The 18,859-nt window shown below is 73.1% G+C and carries 17 protein-coding genes and 1 pseudogene; 12 read left to right on the top strand and 6 right to left on the bottom strand.

The genetic code is table 11. From position 1 onward, the window contains the following. Window positions 1-36 precede the first annotated feature (36 nt). Window positions 37-1,701, bottom strand: coding sequence for a GTPase (locus ACIBTV_RS17860; RefSeq protein WP_396706154.1), 1,665 nt, complete (start codon window positions 1,699-1,701; stop codon window positions 37-39). 73 nt (window positions 1,702-1,774) lie between these two features. After that, entirely contained in the window at window positions 1,775-3,595 is a 1,821-nt protein-coding gene (locus ACIBTV_RS17865) for an ABC transporter (protein WP_396706111.1), read from the bottom strand. Between the two features lie 194 nt (window positions 3,596-3,789). Here ACIBTV_RS17865 and dnaK point away from each other — a divergent pair, with 194 nt between their 5' ends. From dnaK to ACIBTV_RS17890, 5 genes are all read left to right on the top strand, one after another. Continuing rightward, window positions 3,790-5,664 (top strand): molecular chaperone DnaK, encoded by a 1,875-nt coding sequence (gene dnaK, locus ACIBTV_RS17870; protein WP_396706113.1) that lies wholly within the window; start codon window positions 3,790-3,792, stop codon window positions 5,662-5,664. 47 nt (window positions 5,665-5,711) lie between these two features. Then, a complete protein-coding gene (grpE, locus tag ACIBTV_RS17875; protein ID WP_396706116.1) occupies window positions 5,712-6,470 on the top strand; it encodes a nucleotide exchange factor GrpE in 759 nt (252 codons plus the stop codon). A gap of 85 nt (window positions 6,471-6,555) precedes the next feature. Then, window positions 6,556-7,743, top strand: coding sequence for a molecular chaperone DnaJ (dnaJ, locus tag ACIBTV_RS17880; protein ID WP_396706118.1), 1,188 nt, complete (start codon window positions 6,556-6,558; stop codon window positions 7,741-7,743). Between the two features lie 28 nt (window positions 7,744-7,771). Then, a complete protein-coding gene (locus tag ACIBTV_RS17885) occupies window positions 7,772-8,215 on the top strand; it encodes a heat shock protein transcriptional repressor HspR (protein WP_396706120.1) in 444 nt (147 codons plus the stop codon). 131 nt (window positions 8,216-8,346) lie between these two features. Further along, entirely contained in the window at window positions 8,347-8,553 is a 207-nt protein-coding gene (locus tag ACIBTV_RS17890) for a hypothetical protein (RefSeq protein WP_396706123.1), read from the top strand. Window positions 8,554-8,645: 92 nt separating this feature from the next. On the opposite strand, the gene ACIBTV_RS17895 is transcribed toward ACIBTV_RS17890, so the two are convergent. The 4 genes from ACIBTV_RS17895 to ACIBTV_RS17910 form a co-directional block, all read right to left on the bottom strand. After that, on the bottom strand, window positions 8,646-9,077 hold the full coding sequence (locus ACIBTV_RS17895; protein WP_396706125.1) for a hypothetical protein: 432 nt from the start codon (window positions 9,075-9,077) through the stop codon (window positions 8,646-8,648). Window positions 9,078-9,257: 180 nt separating this feature from the next. Further along, window positions 9,258-10,463, bottom strand: coding sequence for a cation:proton antiporter (locus ACIBTV_RS17900; RefSeq protein ID WP_396706127.1), 1,206 nt, complete (start codon window positions 10,461-10,463; stop codon window positions 9,258-9,260). Between the two features lie 5 nt (window positions 10,464-10,468). After that, entirely contained in the window at window positions 10,469-10,969 is a 501-nt protein-coding gene (locus ACIBTV_RS17905) for a cation:proton antiporter regulatory subunit (protein ID WP_091599134.1), read from the bottom strand. A gap of 126 nt (window positions 10,970-11,095) precedes the next feature. Then, window positions 11,096-12,232, bottom strand: coding sequence for an epoxide hydrolase family protein (locus ACIBTV_RS17910; RefSeq protein WP_396706129.1), 1,137 nt, complete (start codon window positions 12,230-12,232; stop codon window positions 11,096-11,098). 85 nt (window positions 12,233-12,317) lie between these two features. Between ACIBTV_RS17910 and ACIBTV_RS17915 the strand changes: the two genes are divergently transcribed. The 7 genes and pseudogenes from ACIBTV_RS17915 to ACIBTV_RS17945 form a co-directional block, all read left to right on the top strand. After that, entirely contained in the window at window positions 12,318-12,968 is a 651-nt protein-coding gene (locus ACIBTV_RS17915; protein ID WP_396706131.1) for a TetR/AcrR family transcriptional regulator, read from the top strand. Window positions 12,969-13,055: 87 nt separating this feature from the next. Then, complete coding sequence (gene clpB, locus ACIBTV_RS17920; RefSeq protein WP_396706133.1) at window positions 13,056-15,635, top strand: ATP-dependent chaperone ClpB; 2,580 nt, start codon at window positions 13,056-13,058, stop codon at window positions 15,633-15,635. 114 nt (window positions 15,636-15,749) lie between these two features. Continuing rightward, window positions 15,750-16,118: a hypothetical protein gene (locus ACIBTV_RS17925; protein ID WP_396706135.1), complete on the top strand. Its 369-nt coding sequence runs from the start codon at window positions 15,750-15,752 to the stop codon at window positions 16,116-16,118. A gap of 144 nt (window positions 16,119-16,262) precedes the next feature. After that, the gene (locus ACIBTV_RS17930) at window positions 16,263-16,856 is read left to right on the top strand and encodes a DUF4178 domain-containing protein (protein WP_396706136.1); all 594 of its coding nucleotides are present in this window, start codon (window positions 16,263-16,265) and stop codon (window positions 16,854-16,856) included. A gap of 147 nt (window positions 16,857-17,003) precedes the next feature. Then, complete coding sequence (locus tag ACIBTV_RS17935; protein WP_396706138.1) at window positions 17,004-17,774, top strand: hypothetical protein; 771 nt, start codon at window positions 17,004-17,006, stop codon at window positions 17,772-17,774. Window positions 17,775-17,846: 72 nt separating this feature from the next. Beyond that, on the top strand, window positions 17,847-18,542 hold the full coding sequence (locus ACIBTV_RS17940; RefSeq protein WP_396706140.1) for a hypothetical protein: 696 nt from the start codon (window positions 17,847-17,849) through the stop codon (window positions 18,540-18,542). A gap of 63 nt (window positions 18,543-18,605) precedes the next feature. Beyond that, a pseudogene (locus tag ACIBTV_RS17945) lies at window positions 18,606-18,859 on the top strand (IS982 family transposase); the annotation flags it as partial.

An 18,859-nucleotide genomic window follows, 5' to 3' on the forward strand; every position in this document is an offset into this window, starting at 1 on the left:
GGTCACCCCCCGAGGCAGGGCAGCGATCGGGCCGCGTCACCGCCCGGCGGCGTCGCGCAGCGCGTCCCGCGCCTCCGCGTAGGAGGCGAGCACGACCCGGACCGGCGCGAGCACGTACTCGTCGCCGACGGCCGCGACCGCGACGGTCAACCGCTGCTCGGCCCGGCTCCGGGCCCGGCGCGCCGCCCAGCGGACCACCGGCCGCGTCAGCGCGGCGACCACCAGCCCGGCGAGCAGGCCGCCGAGCAGCAGCACGGTGGGCAGCGGCGCCTCGCCCACGGTCGGGTTGTCCAACTCGGGCAGGCCGAGTGCGCGCAGCGCGTAGCCCAGCACCAGCCAGCCGAGCCCGGCCAGCGCGGCCAGGGTGACCAGCCACTGCACGGCGCCGACCACCCGCCACCAGACCGGGCGGCGGTCCAGGCCGAGGTCCGTGCCGGCGACCGCGCGGTCCAGCGCGTCCGGCAGGTCGGCGAGGCGGGACCGGGCGGCGGTGGTCACCGCACCCGGCCACGCAGCCGGCAGGTCCGCGGCGGCGCGGTCGGCCACCGCCCGGATGGCCAGCCCGAGCGCGGAGCGCTGCGCGGCCGTCGGATCGGGGACGGAGGTGGCGGCGACCAGACTCTCCGCCGGGTCGGTGGCGTCGCCGGGCGCGCCGGGCAGGTGCAGCCGTCGCAACGGGTCAGGCCGCAGCCGACGCCAGCCGCGGACCAGCGGCCAGCCGGTGCTCGCCACCGCCCGGTGCCGGTACGCCTGCTGCACCGCCTCGGTGACCGCCGGCACCCCGGCCGTGCCGGCGAGCGCCCGGTTCAGCTCGGCGACGGTGGCGTCGTCCGGGCCGCCGGCCGGGCGGGCCGACCCGACCAGCTCGTCGAGGTCGGTCACCACGGTGTCCACGTCACCGGAGAGGCGGCGCAGCGCCGCCTGCCGTTCGGCGACCGTGCGCTCCAGGGCCGCGCGCAGCTCGACCGTCTGGTCCGGGTCGGTCGCGGTGGTGGCCAGCAGCGGTACGCCCTCCAGCCCGTCGTCGTCGAGGAGCCGACGCAGGTCGGCGAGGACCCGGGGCAGCTCCGCCGGGGGCAGCCGGTCGGCCTGGTTGAGCACGACCAGGGTGACGTCCCGGTGCCGGTGGAACTCGCGCAGGTAGCTCGTGTGGATCACGCGGTCGGCGTACTTCTGCGGGTCGACCACCCAGACGACCTGGTCGACCAGGCCGAGCAGCCGGTCGACCTCCAGCCGGTGGGACCGCTGCACCGAGTCGAAGTCGGGCAGGTCGAGCAGGACCAGACCGCGCAGCGCCGACTCGTCGTCCCCGTCCAGGGCGCTCTCCCGCACGAAGCGGTGCCGGGGAAGGACGCCGACCCAGTCGAGCAGCCGGCCGGCGCCCTCCGGCGGCCCCCAGACGCAGGCGTGGGCGACCCCGGTGGTCGGTCGTCGCACGCCGACCGGCGAGAGCGTCAGCCGGGCCAGTGCGTTGAACAGGCTGGACTTGCCGCTGCCGGTGGCGCCCGCCAGGGCGACCACGGTGTGGTCCCGGGACAGGGCGAGGCGGGTGCCGGCCCGCTCGACCAGCGTGTGCGCCGCGACGAGCGAGGCGTCGGGCAGGTGGCCGTCCGCCGCGGCGAGGAAGCGGCGCAGCGCGTCCAGGCGGGCGAGCAGCACGTCCGGGTCGATCCGCCGGTCACCGCGGAACGCCTCCCGCATCCGGCCGACGATGTTGGTCACCGGGCGAGCCTCTCGTTCGCGACAGCGGGGTCGGTGCGTCCGGTCGGCGCGCTCACCGGCGCTCCTCCCCGGGGCCCGCCGCCAGCCCGCTGCGGTGGCGGGCGGTCTCCACCCGGTCGGCCGCCTGGCGCAGCGTGTCGGTGGTCTCCGGGCCGGGGCGGGCCGCCCCGGTGCGGGCGAGGTAGCGCTCGGCCTCCTCGTCCAGCAGGGCCCGTACCCGGTCGAGCAGGTCGGCGCGGGCCTTGTTCGCGAGCGTACGCACGGCCTGGTCACCGAAGATCGCCTGGAGGACGGCCTGTGCGGCGACGGTCGTGCCGGCTCCGGTGGCGACCTCCAGGCCGGTGGGGACGAACGCGGTCGAGGCGAACACCGCGATCATGACGGCCAGGCCGGTGGCGTTCACCGCGTAGGCGGCGGTGCGGGCCACGAACCGGCGGTCGCCCCCCTCCACCCGGACCAGCTCCAGCACCCCGCGCTGCCAGTCGCGGACCAGCCGCTCGGCCCGCTCGGGCAGGTCCTCGCCGGGGTGGGCGAGACCCGCGTCGACCAGCGCCGCCCCGGCCGGGTGCGCCTTCCACCCCGTGTACGCGTGCTCGGCCGCCTCCGCGGCGACCCCGCGCAGGAGCGTGACCAGCTGGGACTCGATGGCCGTACGCAGCTCGGCGGCCGGCGCCGGACGCCCGGTCACCGCGGCGACCAGGCGGTCGCGCAGCCGCCCGATCCGGGCCTCCAGGGTGCGGAAGAACTCGCCGGTGCCGACGAACTCCTGCCAGCGGGCCAGCACCTCGCCCCGGAGCAGCCGGCCGTCGCGCAGCCCCTGCTCGACCGTCCGGTGCGCCGACCGGTAGGCGGCCCGCACCCGCTCGTCCAGTGCGTCGGCGGCCGCGAGCTGCTCCTCGGTGGCGTCGGCGAGCCCTTCTACGGTCGGGTGTACCGCGGCGAGCGCGCCGTCCAGGGTCTGTCGTACGACGGCAGCGCGGGCGTCGGCGTCGGCGGCCAGCCGGGTGAACCAGTCGGCGAGCGGGGCGGTCACCCGGGCCGGCAGCAGCCCTTGGCCGTCGACCCAGGTCTCCGGGAGCACGAAGAGCGGCGCCTGACCGAGGCCCTGCTCGGTGAGCATCTCGCCGAGGTGGGCGGCGATCTCGTCGCTCGCCTCCGGCGGCACCCGGTCGAGCACCATCGCGATCACCGTGCCGCGCGCCCGGGCGCTGCGCAGCAACTCCCAGGGGACGGCGTCGGCGTAGCGGGCGGCCGTGGTGACGAAGAGCCAGAGGTCCGCCGCCGCGAGCAGTTGGCCGGCGAGCGCGCGGTTGGCGTCGACCACCGAGTCGATGTCCGGCGCGTCGAGGAAGGCGAGCCCGGCCGGGAGCGCGGGCGCGGTGACGAGTTGGAGGTTGTGCGGGTCCTCGCCGGGCTCGTTGGTGCGGGTGAGGCCGGGCAGCAGGTCGCCCTGCCGGAACCAGGACGAGTCGGCCGGGCTGCACACCAGCACCGGCGAGCGGGTGGTGGGCCGGAGCACACCGGCGGCGCTCACCCGTGCCTGCACGAGGCTGTTGACCAAGGTCGACTTGCCGGCTCCGGTGGAACCGCCCACCACCACCAGCAGGGGGGCGTCGAGGCGCCCGAGCCGGGGCAGCAGGTAGTCGTCGAGTTGGGCGGCCAGCCCTGCGGCGGCGCGCTCGGCCGGCTCGGCCGAGGGCAGCGCGAGGGGGAACCGGGCGGCCCCGATCGCGGCCCGGAGGCCGGCCAGGGCTGCGGGGAGGCTGTCGTCCCCGGTGGTGGCGGACGGGTCCTCCGCGTCCTCCGGCGAGCCGGTGCGGGCTGCGACGGCGGGCGCGCCGGGCTGGGTGGCGGGATCGCCGTGCGTCGTCACCGCTAAAGCGTGCCCGACCGACGCAAGGGAAGACAACTGATCGGTAGCAAACCGGGTTGCGTCGGGTCCGCTCAACCCCGACTTGACGATCCGGGGAGGCGTGGCACTATTGAGTCAACTCCACTCAACTTGTGGTGGGTGCGCTGCGGGCGGTGCCCGTCACCTGCTCAACCTTACGAAGCGAGGAAGCGAAGATGGCACGTGCGGTCGGTATCGACCTCGGCACGACGAACTCCTGCGTCAGCGTTCTCGAGGGCGGTGAGCCCACCGTCATCGCCAACGCTGAGGGCTCGCGGACGACCCCGTCGATCGTCGCGTTCGCCCGCAACGGCGAGGTGCTCGTCGGTGAGGTCGCCAAGCGCCAGGCGGTCACGAACCCGGACCGGACGATCCGCTCGGTCAAGCGGGAGATCGGCACCAACTGGTCCGTGGACATCGACGGCAAGAAGTACACCCCCCAGGAGATCTCCGCCCGGACCCTGATGAAGCTCAAGCGGGACGCCGAGGCGTACCTGGGCGAGCAGATCACCGACGCGGTGATCACCGTGCCGGCCTACTTCAACGACGGTCAGCGCCAGGCCACCAAGGAGGCCGGTGAGATCGCCGGCTTCAACGTGCTGCGGATCGTCAACGAGCCGACCGCCGCCGCGCTGGCGTACGGGCTGGACAAGGGCTCCAAGGAGCAGACCGTCCTGGTCTTCGACCTCGGTGGTGGCACCTTCGACGTCTCCCTGCTGGAGCTGGCCGAGGGCGTTGTCGAGGTCAAGTCGACCAGCGGTGACAACCAGCTCGGTGGCGACGACTGGGACCAGCGGATCATCGACCACCTGGTGAAGACGTTCCGTGGTGAGCACGGCATCGACCTGTCGCAGGACAAGATGGCCCTCCAGCGGCTCCGCGAGGCCGCCGAGAAGGCGAAGATCGAGCTGTCCGCTGCCACCACCACCAACATCAACCTGCCGTACATCACCGCCGGTGCGGCCGGCCCGCTGCACCTGGACGTGACGCTGAGCCGCGCCGAGTTCCAGCGGATGACGCAGGACCTGCTGGACCGCTGCAAGGGCCCGTTCGAGCAGGCCGTGAAGGACGCCGGGATCAAGGTCTCCGACGTCGACCACGTGATCCTGGTCGGCGGCTCGACCCGGATGCCGGCCGTCACCGACCTGGTGAAGCAGCTCACCGGCCGCGACCCGAACAAGGGCGTGAACCCGGACGAGGTCGTCGCCGTCGGCGCCGCCCTGCAGGCCGGCGTGCTCAAGGGCGAGGTGAAGGACGTCCTGCTGCTCGACGTGACCCCGCTGAGCCTGGGCATCGAGACCAAGGGCGGCATCTTCACCAAGCTGATCGAGCGCAATACCACCATCCCGACCAAGCGCTCCGAGGTCTTCACCACGGCCGACGACAACCAGCCGTCCGTGCTGATCCAGGTCTTCCAGGGTGAGCGCGAGATCGCGGCCTACAACAAGAAGCTCGGCACCTTCGAGCTGACCGGTCTCCCGCCGGCGCCGCGCGGCGTGCCGCAGATCGAGGTCACCTTCGACATCGACGCGAACGGCATCGTCAACGTCCACGCGAAGGACCTGGGCACCGGCAAGGAGCAGAAGATGACGATCACCGGCGGCTCCTCGCTGCCGAAGGACGACATCGAGCGGATGCGCCGGGACGCCGAGGAGCACGCCGACGAGGACAAGCGTCGTCGCGACGAGGCCGAGACCCGCAACGTCGCCGAGGCGCTGCAGTGGCAGACCGAGAAGTTCCTCGCCGAGAGCGGCGACAAGCTGCCGGCGGAGAACCGCGACCAGCTCAACGAGGCGCTCGGTGAGCTGCGGAGCGCGCTGGGCGGGCAGGACATCGAGAAGATCAAGTCGGCGCACGAGCGGCTGGCGCAGGTCTCCCAGCAGGCCGGTTCGCTGCTCTACTCGCAGCAGGGCGAGCAGGGTGAGCAGCCGGGCGGACAGGCCGGCGCGGGTGCTGGTGCGGGTGCGGGTGCCGGGGCGACCGGTGCGGGCCCGGCCGGTGGTGCCGACGACGTGGTCGACGCGGAGATCGTGGACGAGGACAAGAAGTGACATCGCGTCCTCGATACGAGTTCACGGCGAAGGGATGAGGTAGCCGCATGACGGAGAAGCCACGAGACGGCGACCGGCGTAAGGCCGGGTCGACGCCGGGTGGCTCCGCGCCCGCCGAGCCGGCCGCCGGTGACGCGCCGCGGGTCGTCATCCGCAACAACCGCAAGATCACCGAGCCGCCGGCGGAGCCGGAGGGCACCGCGGCCGACGCGGGCTCGGACGTCCCGGCCGAAGGGCTGGTCGAGGACGCCGAGGTCGTGGTCGACGAGATCGAGGTCGAGACCGGCACGGTCGACGGGGTGACCGCGGCCGGCCCGCCGGTGGTGGACGCGCCGGCCGAGCCGGTCGACGCCGCCACCAGCTCCACGCTCGGCGCGGAGTTGGAGGCGCTCCGCGCCGACCTCGACGAGCGGACCCGGGACCTCCAGCGGGTGACGGCGGAGTACGCCAACTACCGCAAGCGGGTGGATCGGGACCGGGGCGTCGTCGCCGAGCAGGCGACCGGCTCGGTGCTCGCCGCGCTGCTGCCGATCCTCGACGACCTGGACCGGGCCCGGGAACACGGCGACCTGGTCGGACCGTTCGGAACGGTGGCGGAGCAGCTGGTCACGGCGCTCGGCAAGTTCGGGCTCACCCCGTTCGGTGAACAGGGTGACCCGTTCGACCCGACGCTGCACGAGGCGGTGGCGCACCAGACCTCCGCCGACGTGACCGAGCCGACCTGCGTGCAGATCATGCGGCGGGGCTACCAGCTCGGTGAGCGGCTGCTGCGGCCGGCGTTGGTCGGCGTCGCGGACCCGGAGTAGTGCGAAACAGTGACCGGGTCGCCCCGTCCGCCGCACGACGGTGGGCGGGGCGACCGGGCCACGACGGTGGGGAGGGGGTGGACCGGTGAGTTCGAAGGACTGGATCGAGAAGGACTTCTACGCCGTGCTCGGCGTGGACAAGGCCGCCTCCGCGGACGAGATCAAGAAGGCGTACCGAAAGCTGGCCCGGGAGTCGCACCCGGACTACAACCCCGGTGACCCCAAGGCCGAGGAGCGGTTCAAGGCCGCGTCCGAGGCGTACAACGTGCTGTCGGACCCCGGCCGTCGCCGGGAGTACGACGAGATGCGGTCGCTCTTCGGTTCGGGCGCGTTCCGGCGCGGCGCCCGCGGCAGCGGCCAGCCGGGCGGCATGCCGTTCGACGTCTCCGACCTGTTCGGCGGTGGGCGTCCCGGCGGCGCCGGCGATGGCCGCTTCGGCGGTACCGGCTTCACCGACCTGTTCAGCTCGATCTTCTCGGGCGGGCAGGCGGGCCAGGCCACCGCGCGTGGCCCGGCCCGGGGCCGGGACGTGGAGACCGAGGTCGCACTGGACTTCGACGACGCGGTGCGGGGCGTCACCCTGCCGCTGACCCTGCGCGCCCCCGGCGTCTGCGACACCTGTCACGGCAACGGGGCCAAGCCGGGCACCCAGCCGCGCACCTGCCCGGTGTGCCACGGCGCCGGGGTCACGACCCGCAACCAGGGGTCGTTCAGCTTCTCCGAGCCGTGCCGCAACTGCCAGGGCGTGGGGACGGTCGTCGAGGAGAAGTGCCCCGAGTGCCACGGCAGCGGCGGGGTGACCAAGACGCGGACCATGAACGTCCGGTTCCCGGCGGGCGTCGCCGACGGGCAGCGGATCCGACTGGCGGGGCGGGGCGAGCCGGGCGAGCGTGGCGGTCCGGCGGGTGACCTGTTCGTACAGGTCAAGGTGCGTCCGGACGACCTGTTCGGCCGCAGCGGCGACGACCTGACGCTGACCGTGCCGATCACCTTCGCCGAGGCGGTGCTCGGCACCGACCTGCGGGTACCCACGCTCGACGGCGCGGTGACCCTACGGGTGCCGCCCGGCACCCCGAGCGGTCGTGTCCTGCGGGCGCGCGGCAAGGGTGTCGTCCGCCGCGACGGGCAGGCCGGCGACCTGCTGGTGACACTGGACGTGGTGGTGCCCGCGCGGGTGTCGGACGAGGCGCGGGCGGCGCTGGAGGAGTTCGCCGAGCAGACACCGCCGGCGGCTCGGGAACACCTCGACGCGCGGGTGCGTCGAGCCGGATGATCGGTGGACGGACGCGGAGGTGAGTGGGATGTCGGACGGGTTCGTCGGTTCGTCGGGTGACCCTGCCTACGAGGCCAAGGTCCTGATGATCTCGGTCGCGGCGCGGATGGCGGGGATGCACCCGCAGACCCTGCGCCAGTACGACCGGCTCGGCCTGGTGCAGGCCGGTCGGGCGGCCGGCGGCGGTCGCCGGTACAGCGTCCGGGATGTGGTGCTGCTGCGCGAGGTGCAGCGGCTCAGCCAGGACGACGGCATCAACCTGGCCGGGGTCAAGCGGATCATCGGCCTGGAGCGTCTCCTCGAACAGGCGCAGCAGCGCGTGGCGCGGCTGGAGGCGGAGCTCGACGCCGCGTACCGCCGGATCGCCGAGTTGGAGTCGCTCGCCCGCTTCCCCGGCAGCGACCTGGTGCCCACCAACCGCACCTCCACCGCGCTGGTGGTCTGGCGCCCGCGGCGCGGGCCCGACCGCTGACGCGACACCCACCTCCGGGACTCACGGCCCGGTCCGCTCGCCGGTTTCCCGGCGCGGGCCGGGCCGCTCTGCTTAGCTGAAAATGAGGTCCTTTCGCGTCAACCGGACCTACCGGCATGGCAGGGGGAGCGATGACGGAGGCGGCGAAGCAGGTGGCCCAGCAGACGGAGGAGCGACTCGACGGCATCGTCGAGGTGCTCCGCGAGCGGTTCGACGAGCTGACCAGGCCGCGCTTCACCGAGGTCGTGATGGAGGGCCGCTTCGCCGACCGGGCCGATCACGGAATCGACCAGGGGCGGGCGGAGGTACGGCCCGACGGACGCGGCGGCCCGGGCTGACGGGCGGGGCACCGACGTGCGGGCCGGGATCCACGGGGGGTCCCGGCCCGTTCGTCTTCTGCTCGGGCGAGCCGGTCAACCGGGCCGGGCGGTCAGCCGAGGCGGCGGTTCTCCCGGACCAGGCCGCCCTCGCACCAGTCGCGGTAGACGAACAGGTCCGGCCGGGCCAGCAGCACGCGACTGTTGTGCGCCCACGTCCGCATCAGCTCGTCGCCGTTCTTCTCGGCCTGCTCGACGAGCTTGCGGAAGCGGCGCTTGGGGTGTGCGCGGAAGTTCGTCCGGATGCCGTCGGCGGCGTAGATGTAGAGGCAGTGCACCGCGAACCGGCGGGCGGGGCAGCTGCCGTCCATGGCCAACTCGAAGAGAGTCGACACCAGCCGGTCACCGGAGACCAGCAGGTCCCAGTCCGGCGGCATCGAGCTCAACGGCACCGAGTCGGGCCGGTAGGCCCACGCACGCAACTCCGCCGGAGTCGGATCGACGGGGTTCGCGAAGCCGTGGAACGTCGACTCCTGCACGCTCACCGGCCAACCTTCCACTACGCCCGCGCGGAGGTACGGCCGCCCGCGGACCCTGGCTGCTGGGGCGACACGGTAACGCGGTACTGAGCAGTAGCGGTAGCCCTTCCCAGGGAGTAATTGGGCAACCCTTGGGTGGGCCGGGTCGACCGTACGGCCGACCCGGCCCGGGCGCATCCAGCGTCGTCAGTCGCCGACCGGTACGGACTCGTGCCGCTGGGCGGCCGCGCGGTGCCGCAGCCAGCGCTTGAACCACGGGAAGTCGGGCATCCGGGCGAGCATCGGCCCGGTCACGACGGTGATGAGGACGTACGCCGTGGCGAGCGCGGCCAGCCGTGGCTCGACGCTGCCGGCCGCCACCGCGAGCCCGGCGATGACGATGGAGAACTCGCCTCGGGGCACGAGCGTGAGGCCGGCACGCCATCGACCGGGTTCGGCGATGCCGACCCGCCGGGCGGCCAGGTAGCCGGTGAGCGTCTTCGTCGCCATGGTGACGATCGCCAGGCCGAGGGCCGGCAGCAGCACCGGCGGGATGTCCCGTGGGTCGGTGGACAGCCCGAAGAAGACGAAGAAGACCGCGGCGAAGAGGTCCCGCAGCGGGCTCAGCATCTCGGTGGCGTTGTGCGCGACCGGGCCGGACAGGGCGATGCCGACCAGGAACGCGCCGACCGCCGCCGACACCTGGAGCTTCGCCGCGAGGCCGGCGACCAGCAGGGTCATGCCGAGCACGCCGAGCAGGAGCGCCTCCGGGTCGCGCGCCGACATCGCCGAGGAGATGACCTTGCCGTAGCGGATGGCCACCACCAGCACCACCAGCACCGTGCCGACCGCGACGGTGAGCGCGATGCCCCCGCCGAGCAGACCGGTGCCGGCCAGTACGGCGGTGACCAGCGGCAGGTAGAGGGCCATGGCCAGGTCCTCGATCACCAGGACCGAGAGGATGACCGGCGTCTCCCGGTTACCGAGCCGACCCAGGTCGGCGAGGACCTTGGCGATGACGCCGGAGGAGGAGACCCAGGTGATGCCGGCGAGCACCAGCGCGGCGACCCAGTCCCAGCCGAGCAGCAGCGCGAACGCCGCTCCGGGCAGGGCGTTGAGGACGCCGTCGATGAGCCCCGCCGGCGCCGCCGCACGCAGGTTGCCGACCAGTTCGCCGGCCGAGTATTCGAGGCCGAGCATGACCAGCAGCAGGATGACGCCGATCTCGGCGCCGACGGCGAAGAACTCCTCGCTGGCGTTGAGCGGCAGCAGGCCGCCGTGCCCGAAGGCGAGCCCGGCGAGCAGGTAGAGAGGGATGGGCGAGAGACCGATGCGGCGGCCGAGTCGGCCGAGGAGGCCGAGCAGGAACAGCAGCGCGCCGACCTCGACGAGCAGTGTGGTGAAGTCGTGCATCCGCCTCAGCCGTCCGGGTCACCGTCGGCGAAGATGGCGGTCACTCCGTCGAGGCCCTTGCGGGTCCCGACGACGACCACCACGTCACCGGCCGCGAAGCGGAAGGAGGGATCCGGCGAGACGATCACCTCTCCGTGGCGGAGCACCGCCACGATCGAGGCGCCCGTGCGGGTACGCGCCTGGGTGTCGCCGAGCTTCCGGTTGACGTACGACGAGCCGGCCGGGATGGCGATCTGCTCGGTGAGCAGCCCGGCGGCCTGCTCGCGCAGCCCGGAGAGCTGACCCAGCATCAGCGACGCGCCGAGGATGTCGGCGAGCGCCTCCGCCTCGTCGTCGGTCAGCGGGATGTCGGACTGGCAGGAGTCGGGATCGTCCGGGTCGTAGAGGACGAGGTCGCGACGACCATTGCGGTGGGAGACCACGCCCAGGCGGCGACCGGATTCCGTCACGAGGTCGTGGCGGACGCCGATACCCGGCAGCGCGATCTGTTCAACACGTACTCGCACTCTGGCAACGGTACCGCGTCCACGTCGGTCGATGCCGCTCACCGTGATCGATCCGATCTGCCCGGAGTCCGGGTGTGCCCGCCGTCGCCGGGACGACGACAGGCGCACCCGGATCCCGGGGTCGGATCAGCGCAGACCGGCGAAGAACTCCCGGATGTCACCCACCAGCACCCCGGTCGCCTGGTGCGCCGCGTAGTGCCCGCCCACGTCGCCGCGTCCCTCGACGTCCGCGTCGTACGCCGTCCACCGGACGATGGCGGCGTGGTCCCGCTCGGCGAACCGGCGGATCGACTGGAAGTCGCCCGGGAACATGGCGAGCGCGGTCGGCGTGGTGGTCGGGCCGCTCGGCTGGTCGCCGGCGTGCGCGTCCTCCCAGTAGAAGCGGATGGCCGAGGCGGCGGTGCGGGTGAACCAGTAGAGCGCGACGTTGGCCAGGACGAAGTCGTCGTCGAGGCCCTGGTCGAAGAGTTGGGAGTTCCAGGCGAGCAGACCGACCGGGGAGTCGGTCAGCGCGTACGCCAGGGTCTGCGGCTGCTGGCTGTGCACCTGGTTGAAGGAGAACTTGTTCTCGTAGAACCACTGGAGGTGGCCGAGTGCCGCCTGATCGGCGTCGGAGAGCCCGGCGAACTCGGCGGGGTCGCCGGACGGGAACGAGAAGAGCTGCGTGACGTGGACGCCGACCACGTGCTCCGGGTCGGTCCGGCCGACCTCGGGCGAGACCAGCGAACCGGCGTCGTTGCCGACCGCGCCGTAGCGCTCGTAACCCAGTCGGCTCATCAGCTCGGCCCAGGCGCGGGCCGTCCGGTAGCGGTTCCAGCCGGCGCTGCGGGTCGGCCCGGAGAAGCCGAAGCCGGGCAGCGACGGGATCACCAGGTGGAAGGCGGGTGCCGCCGGGTCGTCCGGCTCGGTGAGCGGGGCGATCACGTCCAGGTACTCGATCACCGAGCCGGGCCAGCCGTGGGTGAGCACCAGTGGGAGGGCGTCGGCGCGTGATGAGCGGACGTGCAGGAAGTGAATGTCCTCGCCGTCGATCTCGGTCACGAACTGCGGGTGGGCGTTCAGCCGCGCCTCGACCGCCCGCCAGTCGAAGGTCTCCGCCCACCGGGTGGCCAGGGCGCGGACCCGGTCGAGGGGCATCCCGTAGGCGGTGCCCGCGCCGGGCAGCTCGTCGGGCCAGGTGGTCCGGCCCAGCCGGTCGGCCAGGTCGTCGAGGTCGGCCTGCGGCACCTCGGCGCGGAACGGGCGGATCGCGGAGTCGGTCATCTTCTCGCTCCTTCAGAACGGAATGCTTCGTTCCGTTCGGACCCTAGCAGAGCGGAACGATCCGTTCCACTGTTAATCTGGAGCCATGCCGAACCCGACCGCGAAGACCCCGCCACTCGCGGGTCGCCGTGCCCAGGCGGCGCGCAACGACGAGGTGATCCTCGACGCCGCCCGCGCCGTGTTCCTCGACGATCCGAAGGCGCCCATCGCCGCGGTCGCGGACCGCGCGGGCGTGGGCATCAGCGCGCTCTACCGGCGGTACGCGAGCAAGGAGGACCTGCTGCGCACGCTCTGCCGGGACGGTCTGCGGCGGTACGTGGCCGAGGCCGAGGCGGGGCTCGCCGACCCGGACGGGTGGCGAGGCCTCGCCGGCTTCCTGGAGCGCGTGGTCGACGCCGACGTGCACTCGCTGACCGTGCACCTGGCTGGCACGTTCACCCCCACCGAGGAGATGGGTCGGGACGCCGTCCGGGCGAACGAGCTCACCACCTCGCTGGTGAAGCGCGCCCACGACGGCGGGCGGCTTCGGCCGGACATCGTGGTGCAGGACGTCGGGCTGCTGCTGGAGGCGTGCGCCGCGGTGCGGGTACCCGATCCGGAGCGGACCCGACAGCTGCGCCGGCGCCAGTTGGCGGTGATGCTGGCCGGCCTGTCGACCGGCGGTGACGGCTCGTCGCTGCCCGGCCCGCCCCCCGCGCCCGGCGAGTTCGACTGGCGGTGGCGACGTCGGGAGTGAGTGGGGTCACAGCGCTAGAGTTGAGCGGAATACGCTCAACTCTGGTTGTGTCACTTCCTAGTGGACACGCCGATATCAGGGGAGCCCATGAACACGGAACGCCTCACCACCAAGAGCCGCGAGACCATCACCGGTGCCGTGGCGCTGGCGAACCAGCGCGGCCACGCCACCGTGGAACCCTGGCACCTGCTGTTGTCGCTGCTCGACACCGAAGGCTCGACCGCCGCCGGCCTGCTGCGCGCCGTCGGGGCCGACCCCGCCGAGCTGCGCCGGGTCGCCCAGCGCACGGTCGACGGGTTGCCCGCCGCGCGCGGCTCCAGCATCGCCGAGCCGACCCTCGCCCGTGAGTTCGTCAACGCCATCGGCGCCGCCGAGCAGATCGCGCGGCCGCTGGGCGACGAGTACACCTCCACCGAGCACCTGCTGGCCGGCCTGGCCCGGGTGGGTGGCGCGGTCTCCGTCGCGCTGAAGAACTCCGGCGCCACGGAGGAGAACCTGGTCGCCGCCTTCCCGACCGTCCGTGGCGGGGACCGGCGGGTCACCACCGCCGACCCGGAGCAGACCTACCAGGCCTTGGCCAAGTACGGCGTCGATCTCACCGCCAGCGCCCGAGACGGCAAGATCGACCCGGTCATCGGCCGGGACTCGGAGATCCGCCGTGTGATCCAGGTGCTGTCCCGGCGTACGAAGAACAACCCGGTGCTGATCGGTGAGCCGGGCGTCGGCAAGACCGCGATCGTGGAGGGGCTGGCCCAGCGGATCGTCGCCGGCGACGTGCCCGAGTCGCTGCGGAACAAGAAGCTCGTCTCGCTCGACCTGGGCGCGATGGTGGCCGGCGCGTCGTACCGCGGCCAGTTCGAGGAGCGGCTCAAGTCCGTGCTCGAGGAGATCAAGAACTCCGACGGGCAGGTCATCACGTTCCTCGACGAGCTGCACACGGTCGTCGGCGCCGGCAAGGGCGAGGGCTCGATGGACGCGGGCAACATGCTCAAGCCGATGCTGGCCCGCGGTGAGCTGCGCATGGTGGGCGCGACCACCCTCGACGAGTACCGCGAGCACATCGAGAAGGACCCCGCGCTGGAGCGCCGCTTCCAGCCGGTGCTGGTCGGCGAGCCGACGATCGAGGACACCATCGGCATCCTGCGCGGCCTCAAGGAGCGTTACGAGGTGCACCACGGCGTCCGCATCACCGACGCCGCGCTGGTCGCCGCCGCCACCCTCTCCGACCGCTACATCACCGACCGGTTCCTGCCGGACAAGGCGATCGACCTGGTCGACGAGTCCGCCTCCCGACTCCGGATGGAGATCGACTCGCGGCCGGTCGAGGTCGACGAGATCGAGCGGGCGGTGCGCCGGCTGGAGATCGAGGAGATGGCGCTGGCCAAGGAGCCGGACGCCGCGTCCGCCGAGCGCCTCGAACGGCTGCGCAAGGAGCTGGCCGACAAGCGCGAGCAGCTGACCGCGCTCTCCGACCGCTGGAAGCTGGAGAAGGACCACATCACCAAGCTCTCGTCCGCCAAGGAGGAGCTGGAGCGGCTCGGCGGCGAGGCCGAGCGGGCCGAGCGCGACGGCGAGCTGGAGCGGGCCGCCGAGCTGCGGTACGGCCGGATCCCCACGCTGAAGACCGAGCTGGCCCGGGCGGAGGAGGAGCTGGCCCGGCTCCAGGCCGACGGCGCCATGCTCAAGGAGGAGGTCGGCGCGGACGACATCGCCGCCGTGGTCGCCTCCTGGACGGGCATCCCGGCCGGCCGGCTGCTGGAGGGCGAGACCGCCAAGCTGCTGCGCATGGAGGAATCCCTGCGGGCCCGCGTGGTCGGTCAGGCCGAGGCGGTCGGCGCCGTCTCCGACGCGGTCCGCCGGGCGCGGGCCGGCGTGGCGGACCCGGACCGCCCGACCGGCAGCTTCCTCTTCCTCGGCCCGACCGGTGTCGGCAAGACCGAGCTGGCGAAGGCCCTCGCCGAGTTCCTCTTCGACGACGAGCGGGCGATGGTCCGCATCGACATGAGCGAGTACGGCGAGAAGCACTCCGTCGCCCGCCTGGTCGGCGCCCCGCCCGGCTACGTCGGCTACGAGGAGGGCGGCCAGCTGACCGAGGCGGTGCGCCGGCGGCCGTACTCGGTGATCCTGCTGGACGAGGTGGAGAAGGCCCACCCGGACGTCTTCGACATCCTGCTCCAGGTGCTCGACGACGGGCGGCTCACCGACGGTCAGGGCCGCACCGTGGACTTCCGCAACGCGATCCTGATCCTCACGTCCAACCTCGGGTCGTCGCTGATCGGCGATCTGACGCTCGGCGAGGAGCAGCGGCGCGAGGGGGTGCTGGCGGTCGTCCGCTCGCACTTCAAGCCGGAGTTCCTCAACCGGCTGGACGACATCGTGGTCTTCGCCGCCCTCCGGGGCGACGACCTGCGGTCGATCGTGGACATCCAGCTCGACCGGTTGCGGCGTCGGCTCGCCGACCGCCGCCTGGACCTGGAGATCACCGACGCGGCGCGCGGATGGCTGGCGGAGCACGGGTACGACCCGATCTACGGAGCCCGCCCGCTGCGCCGGCTGGTGCAGTCGGCCATCGGCGACCAGCTCGCGAAGGCCCTCCTCGCCGGCCAGATCCGCGACGGCCAGACGGTCAAGGTCGACCTCGCCGACACCGGTCTCTCCATCCGCTGACCCCCGATACCCACACCCGGCGATCAAGAGGTTCGCGTCACGGAATCGGCCGCCGCTGACGCGAACCTCTTGATCAGGAGGGTCAGGCGAGCCCCGGTGGGGAAGGGTGAGGGCATGTTCGGGATCGGGAAGAGACGGGAGCTCGACGCCGCCGGCGACGAGCTGGCCCGGGCGGACACCCTGGCGTTCGGCGGGGTGGGGTTCGCCGGCACGCTGCTGCCGGCGACCGAGGCGTACCAGCGGTTGGCGTCCGCCCTGGTCGAGCACCCGGAGGAGGTACGCGCGCAGCTCGACCGCCTCCTCGACCACGGCTCACCCGCGGGCCGGGCGTACGCGGCGACCCTGCTGGAACGGATCGACCCGGCGGCCGCCCGGGCCGCCTGGACGGCGCTGCGCGACGATCCGGCCGAGTTCACCACCTACAGCGGCTGCGTCATGGACCAGTCCTCGCTCCGGGAGTACGCCGCGCGGCGGCTGGCCTAGGCGTGAGCGTCCCTTCCCGGCCCGAGTCGGCCGGCGGGGGGGCCGGACGGCCGCCGCGTGACCGAGGGATCACTTGAGCCTCGGCAAGTGTGGGCCGGTCAGCGGGGTTGCTACCGTCTGCGCCGGCGTGGGGGAGGGGGCTCGGTGGACGGGTCGGTGGCGTACCTCGTTTCGACGGTGGTCTGCCTGGCGGTGGTGGCCGCCGTCGTGGTCGTCGTGATGGTCGTGCGGGGGACCCGGACGCCGGGGCGCGCCGTGGGCGCCGACGGCCCCCGGTCCGACCCGCGTCGGCTGCGACCGGGCGACACCGTGGAGATCCGCGGGCTGTCCCGCCGCGTACGCGGCAGCATCCGCCTGGTCGACGAGGGGTGGAGCTGGGCCGAGCACCTGCTCGACGACGTGGACGGCGGAGGGTGCCGGCTCTCCGTCCAGGACCGCCCCGATCTCGAGATCGTGCTGTGGACCCCCGAGCCGGGAGCCCGGGTCACGCCCGGCGCCCCGGTCATCGACTTCGCGGGGCGCTCGTACACCTGGGAGGAGTCCGGCCAGGCCCGCTACACGGCCACCGGCGCCACCGACCTCGACCCGACCGGCACCATGCGCTACCACGACTACCAGGCGCCCGGCGGGGCTCGGCTCTCCTTCGAGGCGTACGGGGAGACGGGCTGGTCGGTGGCGCGGGGCGAGGTGCTGCGCCCCGACGAGGTGACGGCGCACCCGGAGGCCGGGGAGGGCTGAGCGGCCCGATCGGACGGGTTCGATCTGCACGGCGGGGCGTCGAGGCATGCCCGATTGGCCGGGGGTCGATACGGTGTGGGCGCGATCTAGGGAAGGAGCAACGTGGTCGATCCCCACAGCCCGCCGGCGCGGTCACGGCCGAGCGTGGTGACGATTTCCAGTTACCTGCTGATTCTGTTCGCCGTCATCCAGGTGATCAACCTGATCATCACCCTGGCCACGATCGGCACCATTCGTGACGTCCTGCGCGACGCCTACAGTGGCACGTCGGCCAACGCCGCCTCCACCGTCGCCGACGTCACCTTCGCCATCGGCATCGGCACCGCCATCTTCGTGCTGATGCTCGCGGTCGGGCTGGTCGTCCTGGCCATGCTCAACAACCGCGGCAAGAACGGTTCCCGGATCACCACCTGGGTCCTCGGCGGCATCCTGATCTGCTGCACCGGTGGCAGCCTCATCAGCGGTGCCGCGGGCGGCTTCGGCGGCGGCACCGGCAGCACCACCGGTGACGGGCCGAGCCCCGACGAGATCCAGAGCCGCCTCGACGCGGCGCTGCCCGGCTGGTTCACCCCGGTCAGCACCCTGCTCGGCGTGATCGGTGTGCTCGCGCTGCTCGCCGCGCTGATCCTGCTGGCCCTGCCGAAGGCGAACGAGTTCTTCCGCAAGCCGCAGGCCGGCTGGGAGCCGCCCGTCCCCGGTGGCGCCTACCCGGGCTACCCGCAGACCCCCGGCTACCCGCAGACCCCGGGCACCCCCGGCTACCCGCAGTCGAGCGGTCAGCCCGGCTACCCGCCCACCCCGGGCTACCCGCCGCCCGGCCAGCCCGGTCCGTCCGGCCAGCCGCCGGTGCCCGGCCAGGCCGGTGACCAGCCGCCGCCGTCGGACCGTCCCGGTTCGACTCCGCCGCCGGTGAGTTGACGGGCGGATAGCGGCGACGTCGACGGTCCCTCCGAGTAGGTTGCAACCCGACGCCTACCGGAGGGACCTGTCGTGTCGTATCCCGCGCAGGTGACCCGCCGTCCCGCCGTGGTCGCGGCGGCGACGGCGGTGCTGCTGCTCATGGCGGTCGCCGCGCTCGCGTACGCCGTCGCCGGCCTGGTCGTGCTGGGCGGCACCGTGGACCGGTTCCGGTCCGCGGCGGCGGGCACCGGAGCCGGCACCGGCGACATCGGCGACGTGGTCACGCTGCTGCGCCTCAGCGGGGTGCTCTCCGCGGTGGTGAGCCTGCTGGCCGGCGCGCTCCTGGCGGTGTTGGCCCTCGGCCTGTCCGGTGGGCGGGCGGGGGCCCGGGTGGCGACGTGGGTGGTCTGCGGGCTGGGCCTGCTCTGCGGCTGCTGCGGGCTCGCGGTGCTGGTCGGCGAGCGCGCCGCGCCCCTGCGCCTGGCCGCCGACGAGCAGGCCACCAGCCAGTTGTTCGGTCTGGCGGGCGACGCCCACCCCTCCTGGTGGATCCCGTTGACCGGGGGGCTTTCGGTCGGCCAGGCACTCGGTTACTTTGTGGTAGCCATTCTGCTGGCGTGGCCGTCGGCGAGTTCCTGGTTCCGCCGTCCGACCCCGCCGACCGCACCTGCGTCCACCCCGCGCCACCCGCCCGCACCGACCAGCTATCCGTCCATTCCGCACCATCCGCAGGCGCCGCCCGGCCACCTGCCCGCACCGCACCAGCCGCCGCACCCGTACCCCTAGACGAGTAATTCCTAAAGTCAGCCCGGGGCTGCGGATGCAGCGAAGGGTGTTGATGATCCGTTTGTGACGACAGACCTCAACACCCTTCTCACCGCACTGTACGTGAAGATCGACGACTGGCTTGGGCGGCCTCGCAGGTCCGGTCGGCCGCCGAAGCTGTCCGATGCCGAGTTGCTGACCCTGGCGGTGGCCCAGGTGCTGCTCGGGATTCGGTCCGAGGCGCGGTGGCTGCGGTTCGTCCCCGCGCATCTACCCGGAGCGTTTCCCTATCTGCCCGGCCAGTCCGGCTACAACAAGCGCCTACGAGCAGCCCTGCC

The sequence above is a fragment of the Micromonospora sp. NPDC049366 genome (genome assembly GCF_044466625.1).
In the GTDB taxonomy this organism is placed as follows: Bacteria; Actinomycetota; Actinomycetes; order Mycobacteriales; family Micromonosporaceae; genus Micromonospora.